This is a genomic window from Lelliottia sp. GFLA7 (assembly GCF_056490165.1).
The window spans coordinates 11,954-31,173 of the sequence record NZ_JBWLAQ010000001.1 but is presented as its reverse complement, the minus strand read 5'-3'; the positions used below and the strand labels follow the sequence as shown (position 1 = coordinate 31,173).

Below are 19,220 nucleotides of genomic sequence, written 5' to 3'. Positions count from 1 at the left end.
CGGGACGGCGAGAAAGTGGGAGTAAAATCAGCGTGCTACATTCAGGAAAGATAAAACCGACAGGTGATGAGCGCGCATAAAATAAGCGTGATAAGAATGAACTCAAACCGATAGCGTCGCAGCATACGGCCTCCGGAAATAAAAACGGCGCTGATCCAATTCCGATTCAGCGCCGGTCTACAACGCGCCCCGAGGGGCGCGATTTAGCTCGAACGCTTACGCAGCTGGCTGAGCAGCAGGTTTAGCCGCTTCGTGTTTCACTGCTTTTTTGTGATGCTTTTTAGCGGCTTGCGCTTTCTGCGCTACGGCAGGTTTAGCAGCGGCTTTGTGGTGTTTTTTCGCAGCCTGGGCTTTCTGCTCAACAGGAGCAGTGGTCGTTGCCGGAGCAGCTTCTTGTTTTTTCACTGCTTTTTTGTGGTGTTTTTTAGCAGCCTGAGCTTTCTGCTCAACCGCTTTTTTGTGTTTTTTGTGGTGCACAGTTTTCGCTGGTGCGGCTTTAGTGGTGGTCGCCGTTGCGGTAGCAGGTGCAGCGGAAGACGTTGTGGTTTCAGCAGCAAACGCAGCAGAAGACAGACCCATAGCAGCGGCAACAACCAGAGCTAATACTTTTTTCATTCTCATACCCTCGAATTTGGTTTTTCATTTAACCCCACTGCGGGGCCGTTGAAATAACTATATCCATTTGGGGTCGAGGCTTCCGTGAGTCATTGGTTTCGGCGTGTAACGTAATGTACAACGCCAGGGACTAGCCCCGGCGCGGGGTATTACAGATAGCGGGAGGTGAGATGTTCACGGAAATAACGGCTATTCAGATCTTCACCGGTTGCCTGCTCAATGAGCTGCGAGGTGGTAAAGCGGCTGCCGTGCTGCCAGATATTCTGGCGCAGCCAGTCAAACAGCGCAGAGAAATCGCCACCTGCAATAGATGCCTCCAGCCCTGGCAGTGCGTTTTTGGCCGCGCTAAACAGCTGTGCGGCATACATCGCCCCCAGCGTGTACGACGGGAAGTAGCCAAAGCCGCCGTCGGTCCAGTGGATGTCCTGCATACAGCCATTACGGTAGTTGTCTTTGGTCGACAGACCGAGCCATGACTGCATTTTTTCATCCCACAGCGCCGGGATATCTTCCACTTCAATTTCACCGTTAATCAGCGAGCGTTCGATTTCGTAGCGCAGCACGACGTGCGCCGGATAGCTCACTTCGTCCGCATCGACGCGGATGTAGCCCGGCTTCACGCGCTGGTTCCAGGCGATAAAGTTCTCTTCACTGAAGGCGGCCTGGCTGCCAAAACGCGCGTGAACAGCTGGGAGCAGGTGTTTCAGGAAAGCGTTGCTGCGCCCGAGCTGCATCTCAAAGAACAGGCTTTGTGATTCGTGAATAGCCGTCGAACGTGCCAAAGCGACGGGCTGCCCGAGCCAGTTGCGCGGCAGATTTTGCTCATAACGCGCATGACCGGTTTCATGCACCACGCCAAACAGCGCGCTCAGCAGTTCGTTTTCGTCGTAACGCGTCGTGATGCGGACATCTTCAGGGACGCCACCGCAGAACGGATGCGCACTCACATCAAGACGGCCCGCATTGAAATCAAAGCCCAGCATTTGCATGGCTTCCAGACCGAGTTCACGCTGAACGGCGGTTGGGAAAGGCCCTTGCGGCGGAACAAACGATTGTTGCGCCTGTTTTTCCACCACGCGGGCGAGCAAATCCGGGAGCCAGGATTTCAAATCACCAAATACACTGTCAAGGCGGGCACTGGTCATATCCGGCTCAAAGATGTCTAGCAGGGCATCATAAGGGGTGCAGCCTTTCGCTTCGGCACGCAGGCGCGCCTCTTCACGGCTGAGTTTGACGACCTCTTTGAGATTGGCGGAAAAACCCTGCCAGTCGTTGGCCGGACGCTGCGTACGCCAGGCGTGTTCACATTTGCTCCCCGCCAGCGATTTGGCTTCAACCAGCGACTCCGGCAGTAAAGACGCTTGCTGGAAGAGACGTGTCATCTCGCGCAGATTGGCTTGTTCGACGTCATTTAAATCTTCGCTTTCAGCAGACGCCAGCCATTCACCGACTTTCTTATCGGTGAGGATCTGATGCTGCAATACGCTCATCTCGGCCAGCGCTTCACCTCGTGCCTGGCTGCCGCCCGGCGGCATCATGGCGAACATATCCCAGCTGGCGATGGAGGAAAGGTGCGAGAAGCGGGAGAGACGCTGGAACGTGCGGGTGAGTTGTTGATAGTTATTGTTGTTCATGAAGTCCTCGTGTCTGAATCGGGCAATCACAAAAAGTAGCATCCGACCGACTGAAACACGAGGTTATTCAACGTTAATGCAGACGTTTATGCAGACTCATCCCCACCAACAGCGCGGCGCAGAGCATCAACGCGATAAATCCACCGACGCCATTCCAGCCGTAACGGTGCCAGAAGACGCCGCCGAGCGTCCCGGCGATGCTTGAACCCAGATAATAGCTGAAGAGATACAGCGAAGAGGCCTGGCCTTTCGCGCGACGCGCGCGCGGGCCAATCCAGCTACTGGCGACCGAATGCGCCGCAAAAAAACCGGCGGAGAACAGCAGCATTCCGGCGAAAATCAGCCATAAAGATGAGAGCAACGTCATCAGCAATCCCACTAGCATGACGCCAATAGACGTCAGCATGACCGGGCCGCGCCCGAAACGCGCGGTCATTGCACCCGCTTTGGGCGAACTCCAGGTACCGGTGAGATACGCCACGGACAGCAAGCCGACAAACGCCTGGCTCAAATGCCACGGCGAGAGCATCAGGCGATAGCCAATATAGTTAAACAGCGTGACGAACGAACCCATTAACAGGAAGCCGGTCAGGAACAGGCGCGGCAAACCTTTATCGCGCCAGTGCAGGCGGAAATTGATCAGCAGCGTTTTGGGTCGCAGCGACGTGGGACGAAAATGACGTGATTCCGGCAAAATTCGCCAGAACATAAGTGCGGCGGCGAGGGCGAAGCAGCCAATCACCGCCAGCGCGATGCGCCAGTTAAAGAGATCGGTGAAAACACCGCTGAGCAGGCGGCCGCTCATGCCACCAATCGAATTCCCGCTAATGTACAAGCCCATCGAAAAGGCGACAAAACTGGGGTGAATTTCCTCACTCAAATAGGTCATGCCAACTGCCGCTACGCCGCTTAATGACAGTCCAATCAGCGCGCGCATCACCAGAATCCCGTGCCAGCTGGTCATCATTGTCGACAGCAGGGTGCACACAGAGGCCAGCAGTAACGCCGTGACCATTACCGGTTTGCGTCCGATAGCGTCCGAAAGCGGGCCGGTAAACAGCAAACCAACCGCCAGCATGCCGGTTGAAATCGAGAGCGAAATACTGCTGCTGGCAGGCGACACGCCAAATTCATGCGATAACACGGGCAGAATAGGTTGAACGCAATACAGCAGGGCAAATGTCGCCAGTCCTGCCGAGAAGAGCGCCAGCGTGACGCGCATGAAAGAGGTTGTACCACGTTTGATAAATTGGGCTGGCTGAGGTGCTGCGGGTAAATCATCAATGTCGCTTGCCGGGGCGATATCAACGGTTGTTGTACGACTCACGTAAAATCCTTGCGAAAACGTCCCGCGATGACGGGGGATGGGAATGACCACAGGATCAGGGTAGGAAATTGGTAATATTCTGTCTAATATATTAATAATCTTAAATGATACGTTAAACATATGAATATTGAGTTGCGCCATTTACGCTATTTTATTGCCGTGGCCGAGGAGCTGCATTTTGGCCGTGCGGCGGCGCGGCTAAATATCTCCCAGCCACCGCTGAGTCAGCAGATTCAGATCCTGGAGCAGCAGGTGGGGGCGCGATTACTGGCCCGCACTAACCGCAGCGTCAGCCTGACGGCTGCGGGCAAACAGTTTCTTGCAGATAGCCGACAGGTCTTGAGTCTGGTGAATGACGCGGCTGCCCGCGCAGAGCGTTTACATCTGGGCGAGACGGGTGAATTGCGTCTCGGATTTACCTCGTCAGCCCCGTTTATCAGCGCGGTTTCGCATACGCTGTCTTCCTTTCGTCGCCATTATCCGGATGTGCATATCCAGACCCGCGAGATTAATACCCGCGAACAGATTGTTCCGCTGAATGAGGGATCGCTGGATCTGGGGCTGATGCGCAACACGCAGCTACCCGACACGCTGGCGTGGGAGGTGATTTTACGGGAACCGTTAATGGCGATGATCCCGCGGGATCATCCGCTGGCAGCGCAGCCGTCAGTAACGCTGGCCGAGCTGGCGCAGGAGCCGTTTGTTTTTTTCGATCCCCATGTCGGGACCGGTTTGTACGATGATATTTTGGGTTTGATGCGTCGTTACGGGTTATCGCCTGTGATTACGCAAGAAGTCGGTGAGGCGATGACGATTATCGGTTTGGTCGCCGCCGGATTAGGAGTGTCGATTTTGCCCGCCTCGTTTAAACGCGTGCAGCTAAGTGAAATGCGCTGGGTGGCGATAGCTGAAGAGGATGCCGTATCGGAAATGTGGCTGGTTTGGCCAAAACATCACGAGCTCAGCAACGCGGCACAGCGTTTCAAAAAACAGCTGATTGAGGGGGCCCGGTAAGCAATTTTTGCTATAATGCCCGCGAAAAATGTGCGGTAAATCACAAGGCTAAGTAAATATTTGACGACTACGTGTCAAGTGCTTCACCATAGCCCAAAGTTTATTTCGAAGCGCGAAAATAAGGATGTAAGAGGTGGTTGCTGCTGATAGTCAGCCTGGACATATTGATCAGATTAAGCAGACCAATGCGGGCGCAGTGTACCGTCTGATTGATCAGCTTGGTCCGGTTTCGCGTATCGATCTTTCTCGTCTGGCTCAACTGGCGCCTGCCAGTATTACCAAAATTGTACGAGAAATGCTGGAAGCCCACCTGGTGCAGGAAACCGAAATTCAGGACCCTGGCAGCCGTGGCCGTCCTGCGGTCGGCCTGGTGGTGGAAACAGAAGCCTGGCATTACCTGTCGATCAGAATCAGTCGTGGCGAAGTGTTTCTCGCGCTGCGTGATTTGAGCAGCAAAATGGTGGTGGAAGACCGCCTTGAGCTGCCGCTCCAGTCTGAACAAACGCTGCTCGAGCGTATCGTTATTCATATCGATCAATTCTTTATCCGTCATCAGCAAAGGCTGGAGCGCTTAACGGCGATTGCGATCACCATGCCCGGAATCATTGATACGGAAAATGGGATTGTCCACCGAATGCCGTTTTATGACGATGTGAAAGACATGCCGCTGGGCGAAGTGCTCAAAGCGCATACGGGCGTGCCGGTCTATATTCAGCACGATATCAGCGCCTGGACGATGGCGGAGGCGTTGTTTGGCGCGTCCCGCGGTGCGCGTGATGTGATTCAGGTGGTTATCGATCACAATGTGGGCGCAGGGGTCATTACCGATGGACGGTTACTGCATGCGGGCAGCAGCAGCCTGGTGGAGATTGGCCATACGCAGGTTGACCCTTACGGTAAGCGCTGCTATTGCGGTAATCATGGCTGTCTGGAAACTATCGCCAGCGTCGAAAGTGTGATGGAGCTGGCGCAGTTGCGCCTGAGCCAGTCCATGAGCTCGTCTTTGCATGGACAACCCTTAACCATGGATTCGCTGTGTGGCGCGGCGCGGCAGGGCGATCTGCTGGCAAAAGATATTATTACCGGCGTGGGGAACAACGTCGGGCGCATTTTGGCCATTATGGTGAATCTCTTTAATCCGCAAAAAATCCTGATTGGCTCACCCCTGAGCCAGGCCGCCGATATTCTGTTCCCGGCGATTTCCGACTGTATTCGACAGCAATCCCTTCCGGCGTACAGCAAAAATATCGTGGTAGAAAGCACCCAGTTTTCTAATCAAGGCACCATGGCTGGCGCGGCGCTGGTGAAAGATGCGATGTATAACGGCTCGCTATTGATCCGGTTGTTACAGGGTTAACTGTTTTTTCACTGATGCCATAAAATTTGCGCTAACTCAATCTGGACTCTGCGCGCATACCTTAGACTCACTCCACTGAATTATTTACCTGGTTTATATTTTCAAAGCATAACGGTGGAGTAAGTCATGCTTAAGCGTTTCTTTGTAACGGGTACCGATACCTCTGTTGGCAAAACAGTGGTCTCCCGCGCGTTGCTGCAAGCCCTGGCGGCGGGTGGTAAGAGTGTGGCGGGGTACAAACCGGTCGCGAAAGGCAGTAAAGAGACGCCAGAAGGCCTACGCAATAAAGATGCGCTGGTGCTGCAAAGCGTCTCAAGTTTTGAACTGCCTTATCATGCGATCAATCCCATTGCGCTGAGTGAAAACGAAAGTAGCGTCGCGCACAGTGGTCTTATTAATTATTCCTTACTGTCTAACGGTCTGGCTGAGCTGAGTTCGATGGCCGATCATGTGGTAGTGGAAGGCACGGGCGGCTGGCGTAGCCTGATGAACGATCTGCGTCCTTTATCCGAATGGGTTGTGCAGGAACAACTGCCGGTGCTGATGGTGGTGGGGATTCAGGAAGGGTGCATTAACCACGCGTTGTTGACGGCTCAGGCCATCGCGAACGACGGCCTGCAGATGGTCGGCTGGGTGGCTAACCGTATCAATCCTGGCCTTGCGCATTATGCAGAAATCATCGAGGTGCTCAGCAAGAAACTGCCGGGGCCGCTGGTGGGTGAACTGCCTTATCTGCCCCGCGCCGAACAGCGCGATCTGGCTCATTACATCGATCTCACGATGTTTGATGACGCCCTAACGGTAGACCGGGTCGTGGCATAGCGCGTCCTCAGAAATCAAAAAACCGGGCAGTTGAGCGCCCGGTTTTTTATTGCCTGTAAAACGTGGGATTTAACTGTCGCTGTGAATATTCAGCGCCCGACGCGTACGACCGGAGCTTAAATACTCTGCAATATAATCCTGAGAAATTTCGCCGTTATAGCGGCCGTCTTCGTCAACGATAGGCATCCAGCTGGTGTTGCTCTCGTACAGACGCGACAGCACCACGCGCAGGTTGTCTTCCGCTTTACCCGTCATTCTGAATGGATGCAGCACGTCGGCACAAAAACCGGTGGCCTGACGCGCTTCGCGGCGTTTCACAAAGCCCAGCGGTTTTCCCATGTCATCCACAACGGTAATCGCGCGGATATCGTTGTCATCCATAGTCGCAAAGGCTTCCGGCAACGAGGTCGATTCGCGCACCGTAAGGGTCGGCTGCTGATCCGTGACGTCACCCGCCGACACCAGAAGCAGGCGCTTGAGCGTACGGTCCTGACCCACAAACGAGCCGATAAATTCATTGGCGGGTTTTGCTAGCAGTTCATCCGGGCTGGCGCACTGCACATTCCGCCCCTGACGGAACACGGCGATACGGTCACCCAGCTTGAGTGCTTCGTCAATGTCGTGGCTGACGAGCATGACCGTCTTTTTCAGCTTGCGCTGCATCTCCAGGAACTGGTTCTGGATCACTTCGCGGTTGATCGGGTCTACCGCGCCAAACGGTTCATCCATCAGCAGCACCGGAGGATCCGCCGCCAGGGCACGGATCACGCCGATACGCTGCTGCTGGCCGCCGGACATTTCGCGTGGATAGCGGTTAAGAAATTTATGCGGGTCCATCGCCACCATATCCATCAACTCTTCGGCACGCGCTTTACTGCGCGCTTTATCCCAGCCGAGCATGCGCGGGACGACGGTAATGTTCTCTTCAATGGTCATGTTAGGGAACAAGCCAATCTGCTGGATCACGTAGCCGATGTTACGGCGCAGCGTCACGGTGTCCATTTTGTTGGTATTTTCACCATTAATCAGGATATTGCCGCTGCTCGGCGCAATCAGGCGATTAATCATCTTCAACGTCGTGGTTTTCCCGCAGCCAGACGGGCCAAGCAGAACACACATTTCGCCTTCAGGTACGTTGAGGTTCACGTTGTCAACGGCCTTAAACGTTTGGCCATTTTTCTGCGAAAATTGTTTAGTGAGATTTTCCAGTTTTATCATTATCGAATCCCCTTCGGAGTCAGCACGACCTGCAGGCGATGAAGCAGCCAGTCGAGCACAATAGCTAAAAGACAAATCATTAATGCACCGGCGATCAACATGCGAATATCACTGCCGCCAATGCCGTTGAGTAACAGCAGACCCAGACCCCCTGCGCCGATCACGGCAGCAATGGCCATCACGCCAATATTCATCACCACGGCGGTACGGATCCCGCCAAAAATCACCGGTAAGGCCATTGGGATTTCTACCCAACGCAGACGCTGCCAGAACGTCATGCCAATCCCGCGCCCGGCTTCACGCAGGCCCGGTGGCAGGCTATCCAACGCGGTGTGGGTGTTGCGCACAATCGGCAACAGTGAATAGAGGAACACGGCGGTGATGGCGGGCAGGGCACCAATCCCCTGACCGATCAGCGAAAAGAGCGGAATCATCAAACCAAACAGCGCAATCGACGGGATGGTGAGCACGATCGTGGCAATTCCCAGCACGGGCGTCGCCAGCCATTTGTGACGCACAATCAGGATCCCCAGCGGCACGCCGATAATGATCGCCAGACCCACCGCTAATCCCACCAGCCACAGATGCTGAAAGGTCAGCGTGAGCAGAAAGCCCCAGTTATCAAGCATGTAGTGAATCGTATCCATAGCGCCTCCTATAGCCCTTTGCTACGCAGGAAATCACGAGCGACCTGCTGCGGTGACTGATGGTCGATATCTACCTTCTTATTCAGCTCGGTGATAACGTCGTTATTTAGCTGGCTGGATAAGGTGTTCAAGGCCTCTTCCAGACCTGGGTTCGCATCCAGCGTGTCTTTACGCACGACTGGCGTCACGGCGTAGCTCGGGAAAAAGCCTTTGTCGTCTTCCAGCACTTTGAGGTCGAATCCTTTAACGCGTCCGTCGGTGGCGTAAACCAGCCCGGCATCCACAAACCCATCGCGCACGGCGTTATAGACTAACCCTGGGTCCATCTGGCGAATTTGCGGGCGATCCAGTTCCATCTGATACGCTTCCTGCAACGGTTTCATGCCGTCGCTACGCCCGGCGAATTCAAGGTCTAGACCCAGCATCCAGTTGTTATCCGGATCGGTTTTACGCACCTGTTCGATTTTCGCCACCATATCCGACATCGTATTGATGTGTTCTGCTTCGGCGCGTTTACGCTGCATCGCAAACGCATAGGTGTTGTTCATATTCGCGGGTTTCAGCCAGACCAGACCCAGCTTGCCATCCAGGCGTTTTACGGTGTCGTAAGACTCCTGCGGCGACATGCGTTTATTGATGTGGTTAAAGATAATCAGCGAGGTCCCGGTGTATTCCCACATCATATCAACCTGTTTGTTGATCATGGCGTTACGCGAAATCACCGTCGCGATATTGGTTTTAGGCTGCACCTCAAAACCTTTTTTTTGCAGATACTGCACGGTCATGGCCGAAAGAATATGTTGTTCGGTAAAGCTTTTGGTGGCCAAAACTAGCGGTGCGGCCTGCGCCTGTGTCGCGAAGAATGCGGCTGCAGCCAGCGCGGCGAGGCTTGAAGACAGTCTCATAAAGGCTCCTTGTTATTGTTATCGCGCGACGTGCGGGCTCATGACTCGACCCAGCGCAGCGAGCAACGTGTCCAGAATCAAAGCGAAAAGTGCTGTCGCTGCGGCGCCTAAAATCAGCGTCGGGAAGTCGTTCAGATAGATGCCCGGGAAGATCAGTTCGCCGTAGCTGCTGGCGCCAATCAGGAAGGCCAGCGGTGCGGTACCCACGTTAATCGCGGTCGCAATACGAATACCGGACAGCATCACCGGTAAGGCGTTTGGGATTTCCACCTGGTATAAACGCTGCCATTTCGTCATCCCGATGCCGTTCGCGGCTTCGAGCAAAGAAGGGGGCACCGAGCACAGACCAGCATAGGTATTACGCACAATCGGCAGCAGTGAGGCGAGGAATAGCGCGACGATCGCCGGTTTATCGCCAATACCCAGCACCACCATCGCCAGCGCCAGAACGGCCAGCGGCGGAAGCGTGTTACCGACGTTAAAGATTTGCATCACGTATTCGGCAACACCGCGCGCCGCCGGACGACTAAGTAGTATTCCGCTCGGGATCCCGACCAGCAGGGCGAAAAACATCGAAGAGAAGACCAAAATCATGTGTTGCTGACCCAAATAAAGCAGGTCTACCTGACGCGCTTTTATCGTATCCAGTCCAATTCCCCACGTCAGCAGCGCGAGGACCACAACTATCGCGCCGACGAAAAGCAGCGTGCGTTTCAGTAAAGATGAGTGCATTGCGATGTGTCTCCCTGTGCGCATGCGTTATTGCAACCCATTGATTGCCTGTTGTTATGCCATGTATCGGCAGGGGTACATGACCTATAGCAAGCGAATGGGAAGGGTTCCAGCGAAGCGGCAAAATCAGTAAAGCAGCGTTAGCAACATAAACAGGGGGTTATGCCTTACGGGAGAAGGGCTGAAGGCGTGTCGCCAGAATTCTCCTAAACATAACAGGTGAAAAGTGACGCCGTAACAAATGAGAGCGCGCACGGCAGAGCATTTAGCCGTGCGGACGGGGGAAGGGTTAACGATAAAGCTTTTTTTCAACGACCGGGATCGGCAGGTGGGATTGCCAGTCAGCCAGCGTCATCTGGGCAAGTTCAGCGATACCGACGTAAAAAGGATGGCGAGCATTTTCCACAAATACCGCCAGGAAACGCTGACTCCATGGCAGCAGGTGGCATGCCAGCAGTTGATCGCATTCGTTATCGCGACCATTTTCACGCAACCACGCGGCCAGCATCAGCAATGTCCCGAAATGGTCTTCCGGCTCGTTTTGCGGCACGTCGAAGGTAATGCCGTTATCGCGCATCCACTGACGCAGTGCGAGTGTGGACTCCCCAAACAGCACGGACTCACGATCCAGCCAGACGGAGCTCCACGGTGGCGCAGGTAACGCCCAAGGGCCAATAAACAGACGTTGCCAGGCCTCGGGCAGGGTTTCATCCGCGGTTGCGCGCAGTTTATCGGCCACGGGCAGTAACGATTTCTCCGCCAGCGGCCAGTCGCGATACCAGTCGGTCGTTGTTAACGCGGCGACCAGCGGCGCTGCCTGCTCACTGTCAGGAGAAAAGTAAAATAATGCGCCGAGGACTCGGGCGCACACGGCGAATGACTCGCGGGTTGAAACCTCTTTCATCACAACATTCCTTGCTCGCGTGAGTGCTTTCACGCTTCAAAATTAGGGAGGGAGAATGATGAGAGAGTGTGGCGTAATCAGGGGGATTAAACATTAATCCCCATCAATGGCGGGCGCATTATGCGGAGGATTATTGCGGCTCGGTTGGCGCGTTTTCTTGTGCACCTGCGCTACTGGCGGGAGAATTACCGCTGCTGGTGCGCGTATAGAGAATCTTGAACGTATCGTTGGCGCAATGGCCCACAACTTGCGCGTCCGGCTGATCGGCTTGATCGTTAGGGACAATATTCAGCGTGAAACCCGATTCAGGTACGCCGTTATTGATAATGCGCTGTTGAATATCGCTTTTGACGCGTTCGCAAGAATCCGGGGCGGCCAGTGCCGCGGGTGAAGCACCAATCAACAACAGGGTGGTAATCCAGGTTAACCGTTTCATTGAAAACTCCTTTTGTCTGTGTGTGTCTTTCATTCTAGCAGGCTGGGTTTCACTCTCTGCCCTGTAAGGCAACTTTCTGAAAAATCTTAGAAAATAATATTTACGCTATGTTTAAAAATTAAAATGGGAAATATACACCAGAGATTGGCCATTATTTTTTACATTATAGAAAAAACGTAGAGACTTCTTTCCATCGCGTGATTTAAAACTGCGCGTGTAGATTGGCGTGTTTAATATTTGATGCTTAGGCTTGCAAGCAGATGTTTCGTTTTAGTTATTTTATCAATATATCAAATAAGGAAATGAAATGTTAACGCAAACAAATTTATCTGAAGTAGAGCGTAAAGATGCCGTGTATTTGTTAGAGCAGAGTATGGGATTTGTCTGGCAGGCCTCATTACGGGCAGCGGCAGAGCTAGGTGTTGCTGACCGACTCCTTGACGGTGATAAAACAGCCGGACAACTCGGGGATGAGCTGAATGTCGACGGGGTATTTTTGCAGCGAGTGATGAGAATACTGTCTTCCCGCAAGGTATTCCATGAATCGCCGGATGGTTTGTTCTCACTCACACCGGCAGCACGATTTTTATGCACCAACCATAATCACTCTTTACGAGCAGCGGTTCTGATGCTGACGGATAAAACCTTTTGGCAACCGGCGGCGGAAATAAGCGATATTGTTGCAGGAAAACAAGTGTTTAAGGATTTGTTCGGGATGTCTTTCTATGACTATTGGGGGCAAGATAGTTCGGCAACCAGGGAAAATGTTTTTCATGCGGGAATGTCTTCGATGTCGAGTGTGGAAAATGAAGTGCTTGTCGAGTGCTATGATTTTCCAGAAGGGGCCACGGTTGTCGATATCGCTGGTGGATTTGGTAATTTGCTGTTAAACGTGTTGCGCAGGAATCCCTCTCTTAACGGTATCTTATTCGATCAGGAAAACGTGCTTGCTGGAAATCGTCTGCATTTATTGGGCGACGATACCCGGTGGACAACCGTCGCAGGCAGTTTTTTTGAAGCCTGCCCGCAAGCCGATATATATTTATTGAAATATATTTTAATGGACTGGCCAGATGCTCAAGCCAGTAAAATATTACAGACATGTCGGAAATCGATGAAACCAAACTCCCGATTATTAATTCTGGAACCTGTTATTAAAGACAATAATAACGAACCGGGGCGATATGAAATCGACTTATTATTATTGACCAGCTTTGACGGAGGGCGAGCGCGCACTGAGCAAGAATATGCCGATATGCTGGCAGATGCCGGGTTAAAACTCAACCGGGTGATACATACACCGTCCTATTTATCGATTATAGAAGCTGTTTTAGCCTAAATTTTATCGTCAGATAACGCGTTATTGGCTCAACAGGGTATAAATAGTCTTAATTGAGGTTTTCCCCGAAAGTAAACATCTGTATATTGCTAATATTATTGGAATTAACGTCCACGTATTGGTGAAAATGTGAAGAAATTAGCAGTGATGATTGCGCTGGCAAGCGTACTGGCAGGATGTGATAACGCCTCCGCGCCGCTGTCGTTCACGCCAGAGATGGCCAGTTTTTCGAATGAATTTGATTTTGACCCACTACGTGGACCGGTTAAAGATTTCACCCAGACGCTGTTTAACGAAAAGGGTGAAGTAAGCAAACGTGTTACCGGCACCCTGTCTGCTGAAGGGTGTTTCGACAAACTCGAGCTGCACGATCTCGACGCGAATACGGGCGTTGCGCTGGTGCTGGATGCCAATTTTTACCTCGATGCCGAGACGCAGCAGCAAAAGATCAAGCTGCAGGGCAAATGCCAGCTGGCTGAATTACCCTCTGCGGGCGTGACCTGGGATACTGACGACAAAGGTTTCATTGTTAGCGCGCACGGAAAAGAGATGGAAGTGAACTATCGCTACGATGCTGATGGTTATCCGCTGGGTAAAATCACAAAAGCTGGCGGGCAGCAGCTTTCCGTGGCTGCAACGCCATCAAAAGATAAGCGCAAAAAACTGGATTATTCCGCGGTGAGTTTGCTCAACGATAAGCAGCTTGGCACGGTGCAACAACGCTGTGAATACGATGGCCATGACAACCCGGTGAGCTGCGATCTGAGTATTAAGGATGAGAGCGTCAAGCCTGCGGTTGAGCGCAAGTTTACGATTAAAAACAGCATTGATTATTATTGATTGGGCATGAAAAACCGCGCATTTACTGCGCGGTTGGTTTCAAAATCGTGGTGCCGTGTGCTTTGTGTTCCACTAAATACTGATGCTGGAAAATGCACATTCGGATGGTGTTGCGGTATTCACCGTTAATAAAGAACTCGTGTATTAGCTCGCCTTCCACCATAAAGCCAAGCTTGCGATAGATGTGTATCGCCTTTTCATTTTCTTTATCAACAATCAGATAGAGCTTATACAGGTTTAATACCGTAAACCCATAATCCATCGCCAGTTTTGCCGCGCGGGTGGCGAGGCCTTTCCCCTGGAAATCCGGCGAAATGATGATTTGAAACTCTGCCCGGCGGTGAATGTGGTTGATCTCAACCAGCTCAACCAATCCGGCTTTATCGCCATTACACTCCACCACGAAACGACGTTCGCTCTGGTCGTGAATGTGTTTGTCGTACAAGTCAGACAGCTCGACAAATGCCTCGTAAGGCTCTTCGAACCAGTAACGCATCACGCTGGCGTTATTGTCGAGTTGATGCACAAAGCGCAGATCCTCGCGCTCAAGCGGTCTGAGTTTTACTGCTAACGGGCTGGCCATGATTATCCTTTCTAGCTGTCGTTTTTATGGCGCAACGGTACGGCCAGTCCGGCGATCCAGACAGCGCAGGGTATTCGGTTCCCAGTAGGCATTCACGTTCGCGCTTTGCTGGCATTTATCGCGTGAATCAAACGCGACATCTTCTTTATCCCACTCTTTTTCAGCGCGTTTGTTTACCTTCTGGCGAAGATTACGCGTGTCATTCCATTGTTCTTTGTCCATGGCAGCATTCTGGCGGCTTTGGGCGCTATCACCTGATTCAATAATCAGTTTGCTGGTTTGCGCAGAAACCGGCGCGGTGAAGGCGAGTGCCGTCAGGGAAAGCAGGGTCGCCAGGCAGAGGCGTTTGCGTAAAGTCGTCATTGCGTGTTCCTTTTGTTGGGCGCGAAGAAGTGGTTTACCCGACGTCAATTCTACACCAAACCAAAATGGCGGCATACCCGCGCATCAGGTATGGAAAAGTAAATCTTATTATCGCGTATCATGTCTAAACCCTGACTCACTCGATAATAATTATGATCAAAACAACGCTGCTTTTCTTTGCGACCGCACTGTGCGAAATCATCGGCTGCTTCTTGCCCTGGCTCTGGCTAAAACGCGGCGCGTCGGTGTTCCTTTTGCTGCCAGCAGGCATCGCCTTGGCCTTATTCGTTTGGTTGTTAACGTTGCACCCGGCGGCGAGTGGGCGCGTTTACGCGGCCTACGGCGGAGTCTATGTATGCACGGCGCTTCTTTGGTTGCGCGTCGTTGATGGCGTGAAATTAAGCGCCTACGACTGGGCGGGGGCGCTGGTTGCGCTTTGCGGCATGTTGATTATCGTTGCCGGATGGGGTCGGACATAAGCCCCGTATTTTGTGATCAAGCGATGATTTTTCGATCATAATACTTGTATGGTAGTAGTTCAGTTGAGTAAATTTCATTCATCACAACACACGATGCAAGGAACGGATTATGAAGATTGTCGGGGCTGAAGTTTTTGTTACCTGCCCAGGGCGCAATTTTGTCACCCTCAAAATCACCACCGATGACGGTCTCGTCGGCTTGGGTGATGCCACCCTGAACGGACGCGAACTATCTGTGGCGTCTTACCTGAAAGATCACCTCTGCCCGCAGCTGATTGGGCGCGATGCACACCGCATCGAAGATATCTGGCAGTTCTTCTACAAAGGCGCGTACTGGCGTCGTGGGCCGGTCACGATGTCAGCGATCTCGGCGGTGGATATGGCGCTGTGGGATATCAAAGCCAAAGCCGCGGGGATGCCGCTTTATCAATTGCTGGGTGGCGCGTCACGCGAAGGGGTGATGGTGTATTGTCACACCACCGGGCACACCATTGATGATGTGCTGGAAGATTATGCGCGTCATAAAGAGATGGGCTTCAAGGCGATCCGCGTCCAGTGCGGCGTGCCGGGAATGAAAACCACCTACGGGATGTCAAAAGGAAAAGGGCTGGCATACGAGCCTGCGACCAAAGGTGACTGGCCGGAAGAGCAGCTCTGGTCGACCGAAAAATACCTCGATTTCACGCCAAAACTGTTTGACGCCGTGCGCAGTAAGTTTGGCTACGACGAGCATCTTTTGCATGATATGCATCATCGCCTGACGCCTATCGAAGCCGCGCGTTTTGGTAAGAGCATCGAAGAATTCCGCCTGTTCTGGATGGAAGATCCAACCCCTGCCGAAAATCAGGAGTGCTTCCGTTTAATTCGCCAGCACACGGTCACGCCGATTGCCGTGGGTGAGGTATTCAACAGTATCTGGGATTGCAAACAGCTGATCGAAGAACAGCTCATCGACTATATCCGCACCACAATGACCCACGCGGGGGGAATCACCGGGATGCGCCGCATCGCCGATTTTGCCTCGTTGTATCAGGTTCGTACTGGCTCACACGGCCCGTCAGATCTGTCGCCGATTTGCCACGCTGCCGCGCTGCATTTCGACCTGTGGGTGCCAAACTTCGGTGTACAGGAATATATGGGGTATTCCGAGCAAATGCTGGAAGTCTTCCCGCACAGCTGGACCTTCGATAACGGCTACATGCATCCGGGTGAAAAGCCGGGCTTGGGCATTGAGTTCGACGAAAAACTGGCCGCCAAATATCCATACGATCCCGCGTATTTACCGATCGCGCGGCTCGAAGATGGCACCTTGTGGAACTGGTAAGACAGGAGCAAAAAATGAAAAGCGTAGTGATTCAAAAACCGAATGAACTGGTGATTGAAGAACGTCCGTTACCTGCTCCTGCGGCAGGTGACGTGCGCGTCAAAATCAAACTCGCCGGTATTTGCGGATCTGATAGCCATATTTATCGTGGCCATAATCCATTTGCAAAATATCCACGCGTAATCGGCCATGAATTTTTCGGCGTGATTGACGCGGTGGGCGAGGGTGTTGATGAGACGCGCCTTGGTCAGCGTGTATCCGTAGATCCGGTCATTAGCTGCGGGAATTGCTATCCGTGTTCAGTCGGCAAGCCAAACGTGTGCACTTCGCTGGTGGTATTGGGTGTGCATCGCGATGGGGGATTCAGTGAATACGCTGTCGTGCCATCGAAAAATGCGTGGCACATTCCCGATGCGATTGAAGATAAACATGCGGTGATGGTAGAGCCTTTCACTATCGCGGCCAATGTCACCGGGCATGCACAGCCTACAGAGCATGATGTGGCGTTGATTTACGGCGCAGGCCCGATGGGGCTGGTCACCGTACAGGCGCTGAAAGGCGTTTATCGCGTGAAGCAGGTGATCGTCGTCGATCGTATTGAAGAACGTCTGGCGATGGCACAGCGCAGCGGGGCTGACTGGGTCATCAATAATGCTGAACAGTCCCTTCAGGCGGTACTGGACGAGAAGGGTGTTAAACCGACCTTAATCATTGATGCCGCGTGTCATCCATCGATTTTACAGGAGGCGATTACCCTGGCTTCACCGGCCGCGCGGATTGTGCTGATGGGCTTCTCCAGCGAACCAAGCCAAATTGTGCAGCAGGGCATCACCGGCAAAGAGCTGTCGATATTTTCTACACGCCTCAACGCCAACAAATTCCCGGTCGTTATCGACTGGCTGGAAAAAGGACTGATCAATCCAGAAAAACTGGTTACCCATACCTTTGACTATCACCACGTAACAGACGCAATCGAACTGTTTGAGAAAGATCAGCGGCAGTGCTGCAAAGTCTTGCTCACGTTCGGTCAATAACAACAAACGCGGATAAGTGGTACGCATCTTACCTTTTAGAGATAGCCATTATGACTCAAGCACAACCTCAAAGAACGACATCCGATCTGGTGAAAGCAGCCGTTTCCGGTTGGCTCGGTACTGCACTGGAGTTTATGGATTTCCAGCTCTATTCACTGGGGGCCGCACTGGTCTTCCACGAGATTTTCTTCCCTGAACAATCCGCCGCCATGGCGTTAATTCTGGCGATGGGGACTTACGGTGCGGGCTATATTGCGCGTATCGTTGGCGCGTTTATTTTTGGCAAAATGGGCGACAGCATTGGGCGTAAAAGGGTGCTGTTTATCACGATCACGATGATGGGCATCTGCACCACGCTTATCGGCGTGCTACCGACCTACGCGCAAATTGGCATCTTTGCACCCATCTTGCTGGTGACGTTACGCATCATTCAGGGGCTTGGCGCAGGCGCAGAAATCTCTGGTGCAGGCACCATGCTGGCGGAATATGCCCCGAAAGGGAAACGCGGCATTATCTCGTCACTGGTGGCGATGGGGACCAACTGCGGTACGTTGAGCGCGACGGCAATCTGGGCGGTGATGTTCTTCGCGTTGGACCGTGAAGAGTTGATCGCGTGGGGATGGCGTATTCCGTTCCTCGCAAGCGTGGTGGTGATGATCTTCGCTATCTGGCTGCGAATGAATCTGAAAGAAAGTCCGGTGTTTGAGAAAGTGAATGACGCGCAAACAGGGCCGGTTGTAACAGCGGAAGATATTTCCCTCGGGGCGATGTTCAAAAGCAAATCATTCTGGCTTGCCACCGGCTTGCGTTTTGGTCAGGCGGGCAACTCCGGTTTGATCCAGACCTTCCTGGCAGGCTATTTGGTCCAGACACTGCTGTTTAATAAAAGCATCCCAACCGATGCATTAATGATTAGCTCGATTCTTGGGTTTATCTCCATCCCGCTGCTGGGCTGGCTGTCAGATAAGGTCGGCCGCCGGTTGCCTTATATTATCCTCAACATATCGGCCATTATTCTGGCGTACCCGATGTTGTCGATTATCGTTGACAAGAGTTACAGCCCGAGCGTGATTATGATGTCCATTATCGTCATTCATAACTTCGCGGTGCTGGGGTTGTTCGCCCTTGAAAATATCACCATGGCCGAGATGTTTGGCTCACGTAACCGCTTCACGCGGATGGCGATTTCAAAAGAGGCGGGCGGACTGGTTGCCGTTGGTTTCGGTCCGGTACTGGCGGGGATTTTCTGTAACATGACGGGTTCGTGGTGGCCTATCGTGGTGATGATGATTGCCTATTCAATTGTGGGTCTGATTTCCGCGATTCTGATGCCAGAAGTGCGTGACCGTGATTTGAGTCTGGCCGAGGATGCAGCTGAATTACCTCGCAAAGAGTCGGTAGGGTTCGGAGCACTGTCATCGCGTCGTTAGCAATGACTGGTTTATAACTTGCGTGACTTGTCACACAACCTGGCGATCATGTCACACCACGTGACCAAAAGTTAATATAAATCAATAACTGAATCGGAAGTATCAGTATGGTTAATGGCAGTCATTTTTTACCTCAACTACCATTCTAGTTGGTGTAGTCAGCAGGCGCTGTCGTTCTCAGGAGCGACAGCGAATCTCAGCTTCATTTATTAAACGA

21 protein-coding genes are annotated in these 19,220 nt (G+C 52.6%); 9 read left to right on the top strand and 12 right to left on the bottom strand.

Translation table 11 applies throughout. From position 1 onward, the window contains the following. Positions 1 to 41: 41 nt before the first annotated feature. The 4 genes from ydgU to AC07RN_RS00145 form a co-directional block, all read right to left on the bottom strand. Positions 42 to 125 carry a small membrane protein YdgU gene (ydgU, locus tag AC07RN_RS00160; RefSeq protein WP_150099611.1) on the bottom strand — a complete coding sequence of 28 codons (84 nt, stop codon included), beginning with the start codon at positions 123 to 125 and terminating at the stop codon, positions 42 to 44. A gap of 91 nt (positions 126 to 216) precedes the next feature. Beyond that, on the bottom strand, positions 217 to 615 hold the full coding sequence (gene asr / locus AC07RN_RS00155) for an acid resistance repetitive basic protein Asr (RefSeq protein WP_012017306.1): 399 nt from the start codon (positions 613 to 615) through the stop codon (positions 217 to 219). A gap of 149 nt (positions 616 to 764) precedes the next feature. Continuing rightward, positions 765 to 2,249, bottom strand: a complete 1,485-nt coding sequence (locus AC07RN_RS00150) for a carboxypeptidase M32 (RefSeq protein ID WP_012017307.1) — start codon at positions 2,247 to 2,249, stop codon at positions 765 to 767. Positions 2,250 to 2,322: 73 nt separating this feature from the next. After that, entirely contained in the window at positions 2,323 to 3,576 is a 1,254-nt protein-coding gene (locus AC07RN_RS00145) for an MFS transporter (protein WP_012017308.1), read from the bottom strand. Positions 3,577 to 3,696: 120 nt separating this feature from the next. Between AC07RN_RS00145 and AC07RN_RS00140 the strand changes: the two genes are divergently transcribed. The 3 genes from AC07RN_RS00140 (at position 3,697) to bioD (ending at position 6,769) form a co-directional block, all read left to right on the top strand. After that, complete coding sequence (locus AC07RN_RS00140; RefSeq protein WP_478335264.1) at positions 3,697 to 4,590, top strand: LysR family transcriptional regulator; 894 nt, start codon at positions 3,697 to 3,699, stop codon at positions 4,588 to 4,590. A 133-nt stretch (positions 4,591 to 4,723) separates the two neighbouring features. After that, complete coding sequence (mlc, locus tag AC07RN_RS00135; protein ID WP_012017310.1) at positions 4,724 to 5,947, top strand: sugar metabolism global transcriptional regulator Mlc; 1,224 nt, start codon at positions 4,724 to 4,726, stop codon at positions 5,945 to 5,947. 126 nt (positions 5,948 to 6,073) lie between these two features. Further along, on the top strand, positions 6,074 to 6,769 hold the full coding sequence (gene bioD / locus AC07RN_RS00130) for a dethiobiotin synthase (RefSeq protein ID WP_012017311.1): 696 nt from the start codon (positions 6,074 to 6,076) through the stop codon (positions 6,767 to 6,769). Between the two features lie 69 nt (positions 6,770 to 6,838). Here the strand turns inward: bioD and osmV are convergent, their stop codons facing one another. The 6 genes from osmV to AC07RN_RS00100 form a co-directional block, all read right to left on the bottom strand. Beyond that, a complete protein-coding gene (gene osmV / locus AC07RN_RS00125; RefSeq protein ID WP_478335263.1) occupies positions 6,839 to 7,987 on the bottom strand; it encodes an osmoprotectant ABC transporter ATP-binding protein OsmV in 1,149 nt (382 codons plus the stop codon). Continuing rightward, positions 7,987 to 8,634, bottom strand: a complete 648-nt coding sequence (gene osmW, locus AC07RN_RS00120; protein WP_133632265.1) for an osmoprotectant ABC transporter permease OsmW — start codon at positions 8,632 to 8,634, stop codon at positions 7,987 to 7,989. The genes osmV and osmW overlap by 1 nt, the downstream gene beginning before the upstream one ends. Positions 8,635 to 8,642: 8 nt before the next feature. Next, positions 8,643 to 9,539, bottom strand: coding sequence for an osmoprotectant ABC transporter substrate-binding protein OsmX (gene osmX, locus AC07RN_RS00115; protein ID WP_478335262.1), 897 nt, complete (start codon positions 9,537 to 9,539; stop codon positions 8,643 to 8,645). Between the two features lie 18 nt (positions 9,540 to 9,557). Next, entirely contained in the window at positions 9,558 to 10,271 is a 714-nt protein-coding gene (osmY, locus tag AC07RN_RS00110) for an osmoprotectant ABC transporter permease OsmY (RefSeq protein WP_478335261.1), read from the bottom strand. 289 nt (positions 10,272 to 10,560) lie between these two features. After that, a complete protein-coding gene (gene dmsD / locus AC07RN_RS00105; protein ID WP_478335260.1) occupies positions 10,561 to 11,175 on the bottom strand; it encodes a Tat proofreading chaperone DmsD in 615 nt (204 codons plus the stop codon). A gap of 130 nt (positions 11,176 to 11,305) precedes the next feature. Continuing rightward, entirely contained in the window at positions 11,306 to 11,611 is a 306-nt protein-coding gene (locus AC07RN_RS00100; RefSeq protein ID WP_012017317.1) for a DUF1161 domain-containing protein, read from the bottom strand. Positions 11,612 to 11,918: 307 nt separating this feature from the next. On the opposite strand from AC07RN_RS00100, the gene AC07RN_RS00095 reads away from it, so the two are divergent. Together AC07RN_RS00095 and AC07RN_RS00090 are read left to right on the top strand one after the other, a co-directional pair. Continuing rightward, positions 11,919 to 12,950, top strand: coding sequence for a methyltransferase (locus AC07RN_RS00095; RefSeq protein WP_478335259.1), 1,032 nt, complete (start codon positions 11,919 to 11,921; stop codon positions 12,948 to 12,950). A 129-nt stretch (positions 12,951 to 13,079) separates the two neighbouring features. Continuing rightward, a complete protein-coding gene (locus tag AC07RN_RS00090) occupies positions 13,080 to 13,790 on the top strand; it encodes a YnfC family lipoprotein (protein WP_478335258.1) in 711 nt (236 codons plus the stop codon). A 22-nt stretch (positions 13,791 to 13,812) separates the two neighbouring features. On the opposite strand, the gene speG is transcribed toward AC07RN_RS00090, so the two are convergent. Then, positions 13,813 to 14,373 carry a spermidine N1-acetyltransferase gene (speG, locus tag AC07RN_RS00085; protein ID WP_012017320.1) on the bottom strand — a complete coding sequence of 187 codons (561 nt, stop codon included), beginning with the start codon at positions 14,371 to 14,373 and terminating at the stop codon, positions 13,813 to 13,815. A 24-nt stretch (positions 14,374 to 14,397) separates the two neighbouring features. Beyond that, positions 14,398 to 14,736 carry a DUF1283 family protein gene (locus tag AC07RN_RS00080; protein WP_478335257.1) on the bottom strand — a complete coding sequence of 113 codons (339 nt, stop codon included), beginning with the start codon at positions 14,734 to 14,736 and terminating at the stop codon, positions 14,398 to 14,400. Positions 14,737 to 14,888: 152 nt separating this feature from the next. Between AC07RN_RS00080 and AC07RN_RS00075 the strand changes: the two genes are divergently transcribed. The 4 genes from AC07RN_RS00075 to AC07RN_RS00060 all read left to right on the top strand — a co-directional run bounded on the left by AC07RN_RS00075 (position 14,889) and on the right by AC07RN_RS00060 (position 19,003). Continuing rightward, complete coding sequence (locus AC07RN_RS00075) at positions 14,889 to 15,215, top strand: YnfA family protein (RefSeq protein ID WP_012017322.1); 327 nt, start codon at positions 14,889 to 14,891, stop codon at positions 15,213 to 15,215. Positions 15,216 to 15,324: 109 nt separating this feature from the next. Further along, the gene (gene manD, locus AC07RN_RS00070) at positions 15,325 to 16,539 is read left to right on the top strand and encodes a D-mannonate dehydratase ManD (protein ID WP_235135537.1); all 1,215 of its coding nucleotides are present in this window, start codon (positions 15,325 to 15,327) and stop codon (positions 16,537 to 16,539) included. Positions 16,540 to 16,553: 14 nt separating this feature from the next. Continuing rightward, positions 16,554 to 17,573 (top strand): Zn-dependent oxidoreductase, encoded by a 1,020-nt coding sequence (locus tag AC07RN_RS00065; protein WP_012017324.1) that lies wholly within the window; start codon positions 16,554 to 16,556, stop codon positions 17,571 to 17,573. A gap of 50 nt (positions 17,574 to 17,623) precedes the next feature. Continuing rightward, on the top strand, positions 17,624 to 19,003 hold the full coding sequence (locus AC07RN_RS00060) for an MFS transporter (RefSeq protein WP_478335256.1): 1,380 nt from the start codon (positions 17,624 to 17,626) through the stop codon (positions 19,001 to 19,003). The last annotated feature ends 217 nt before the right edge of the window (positions 19,004 to 19,220 follow it).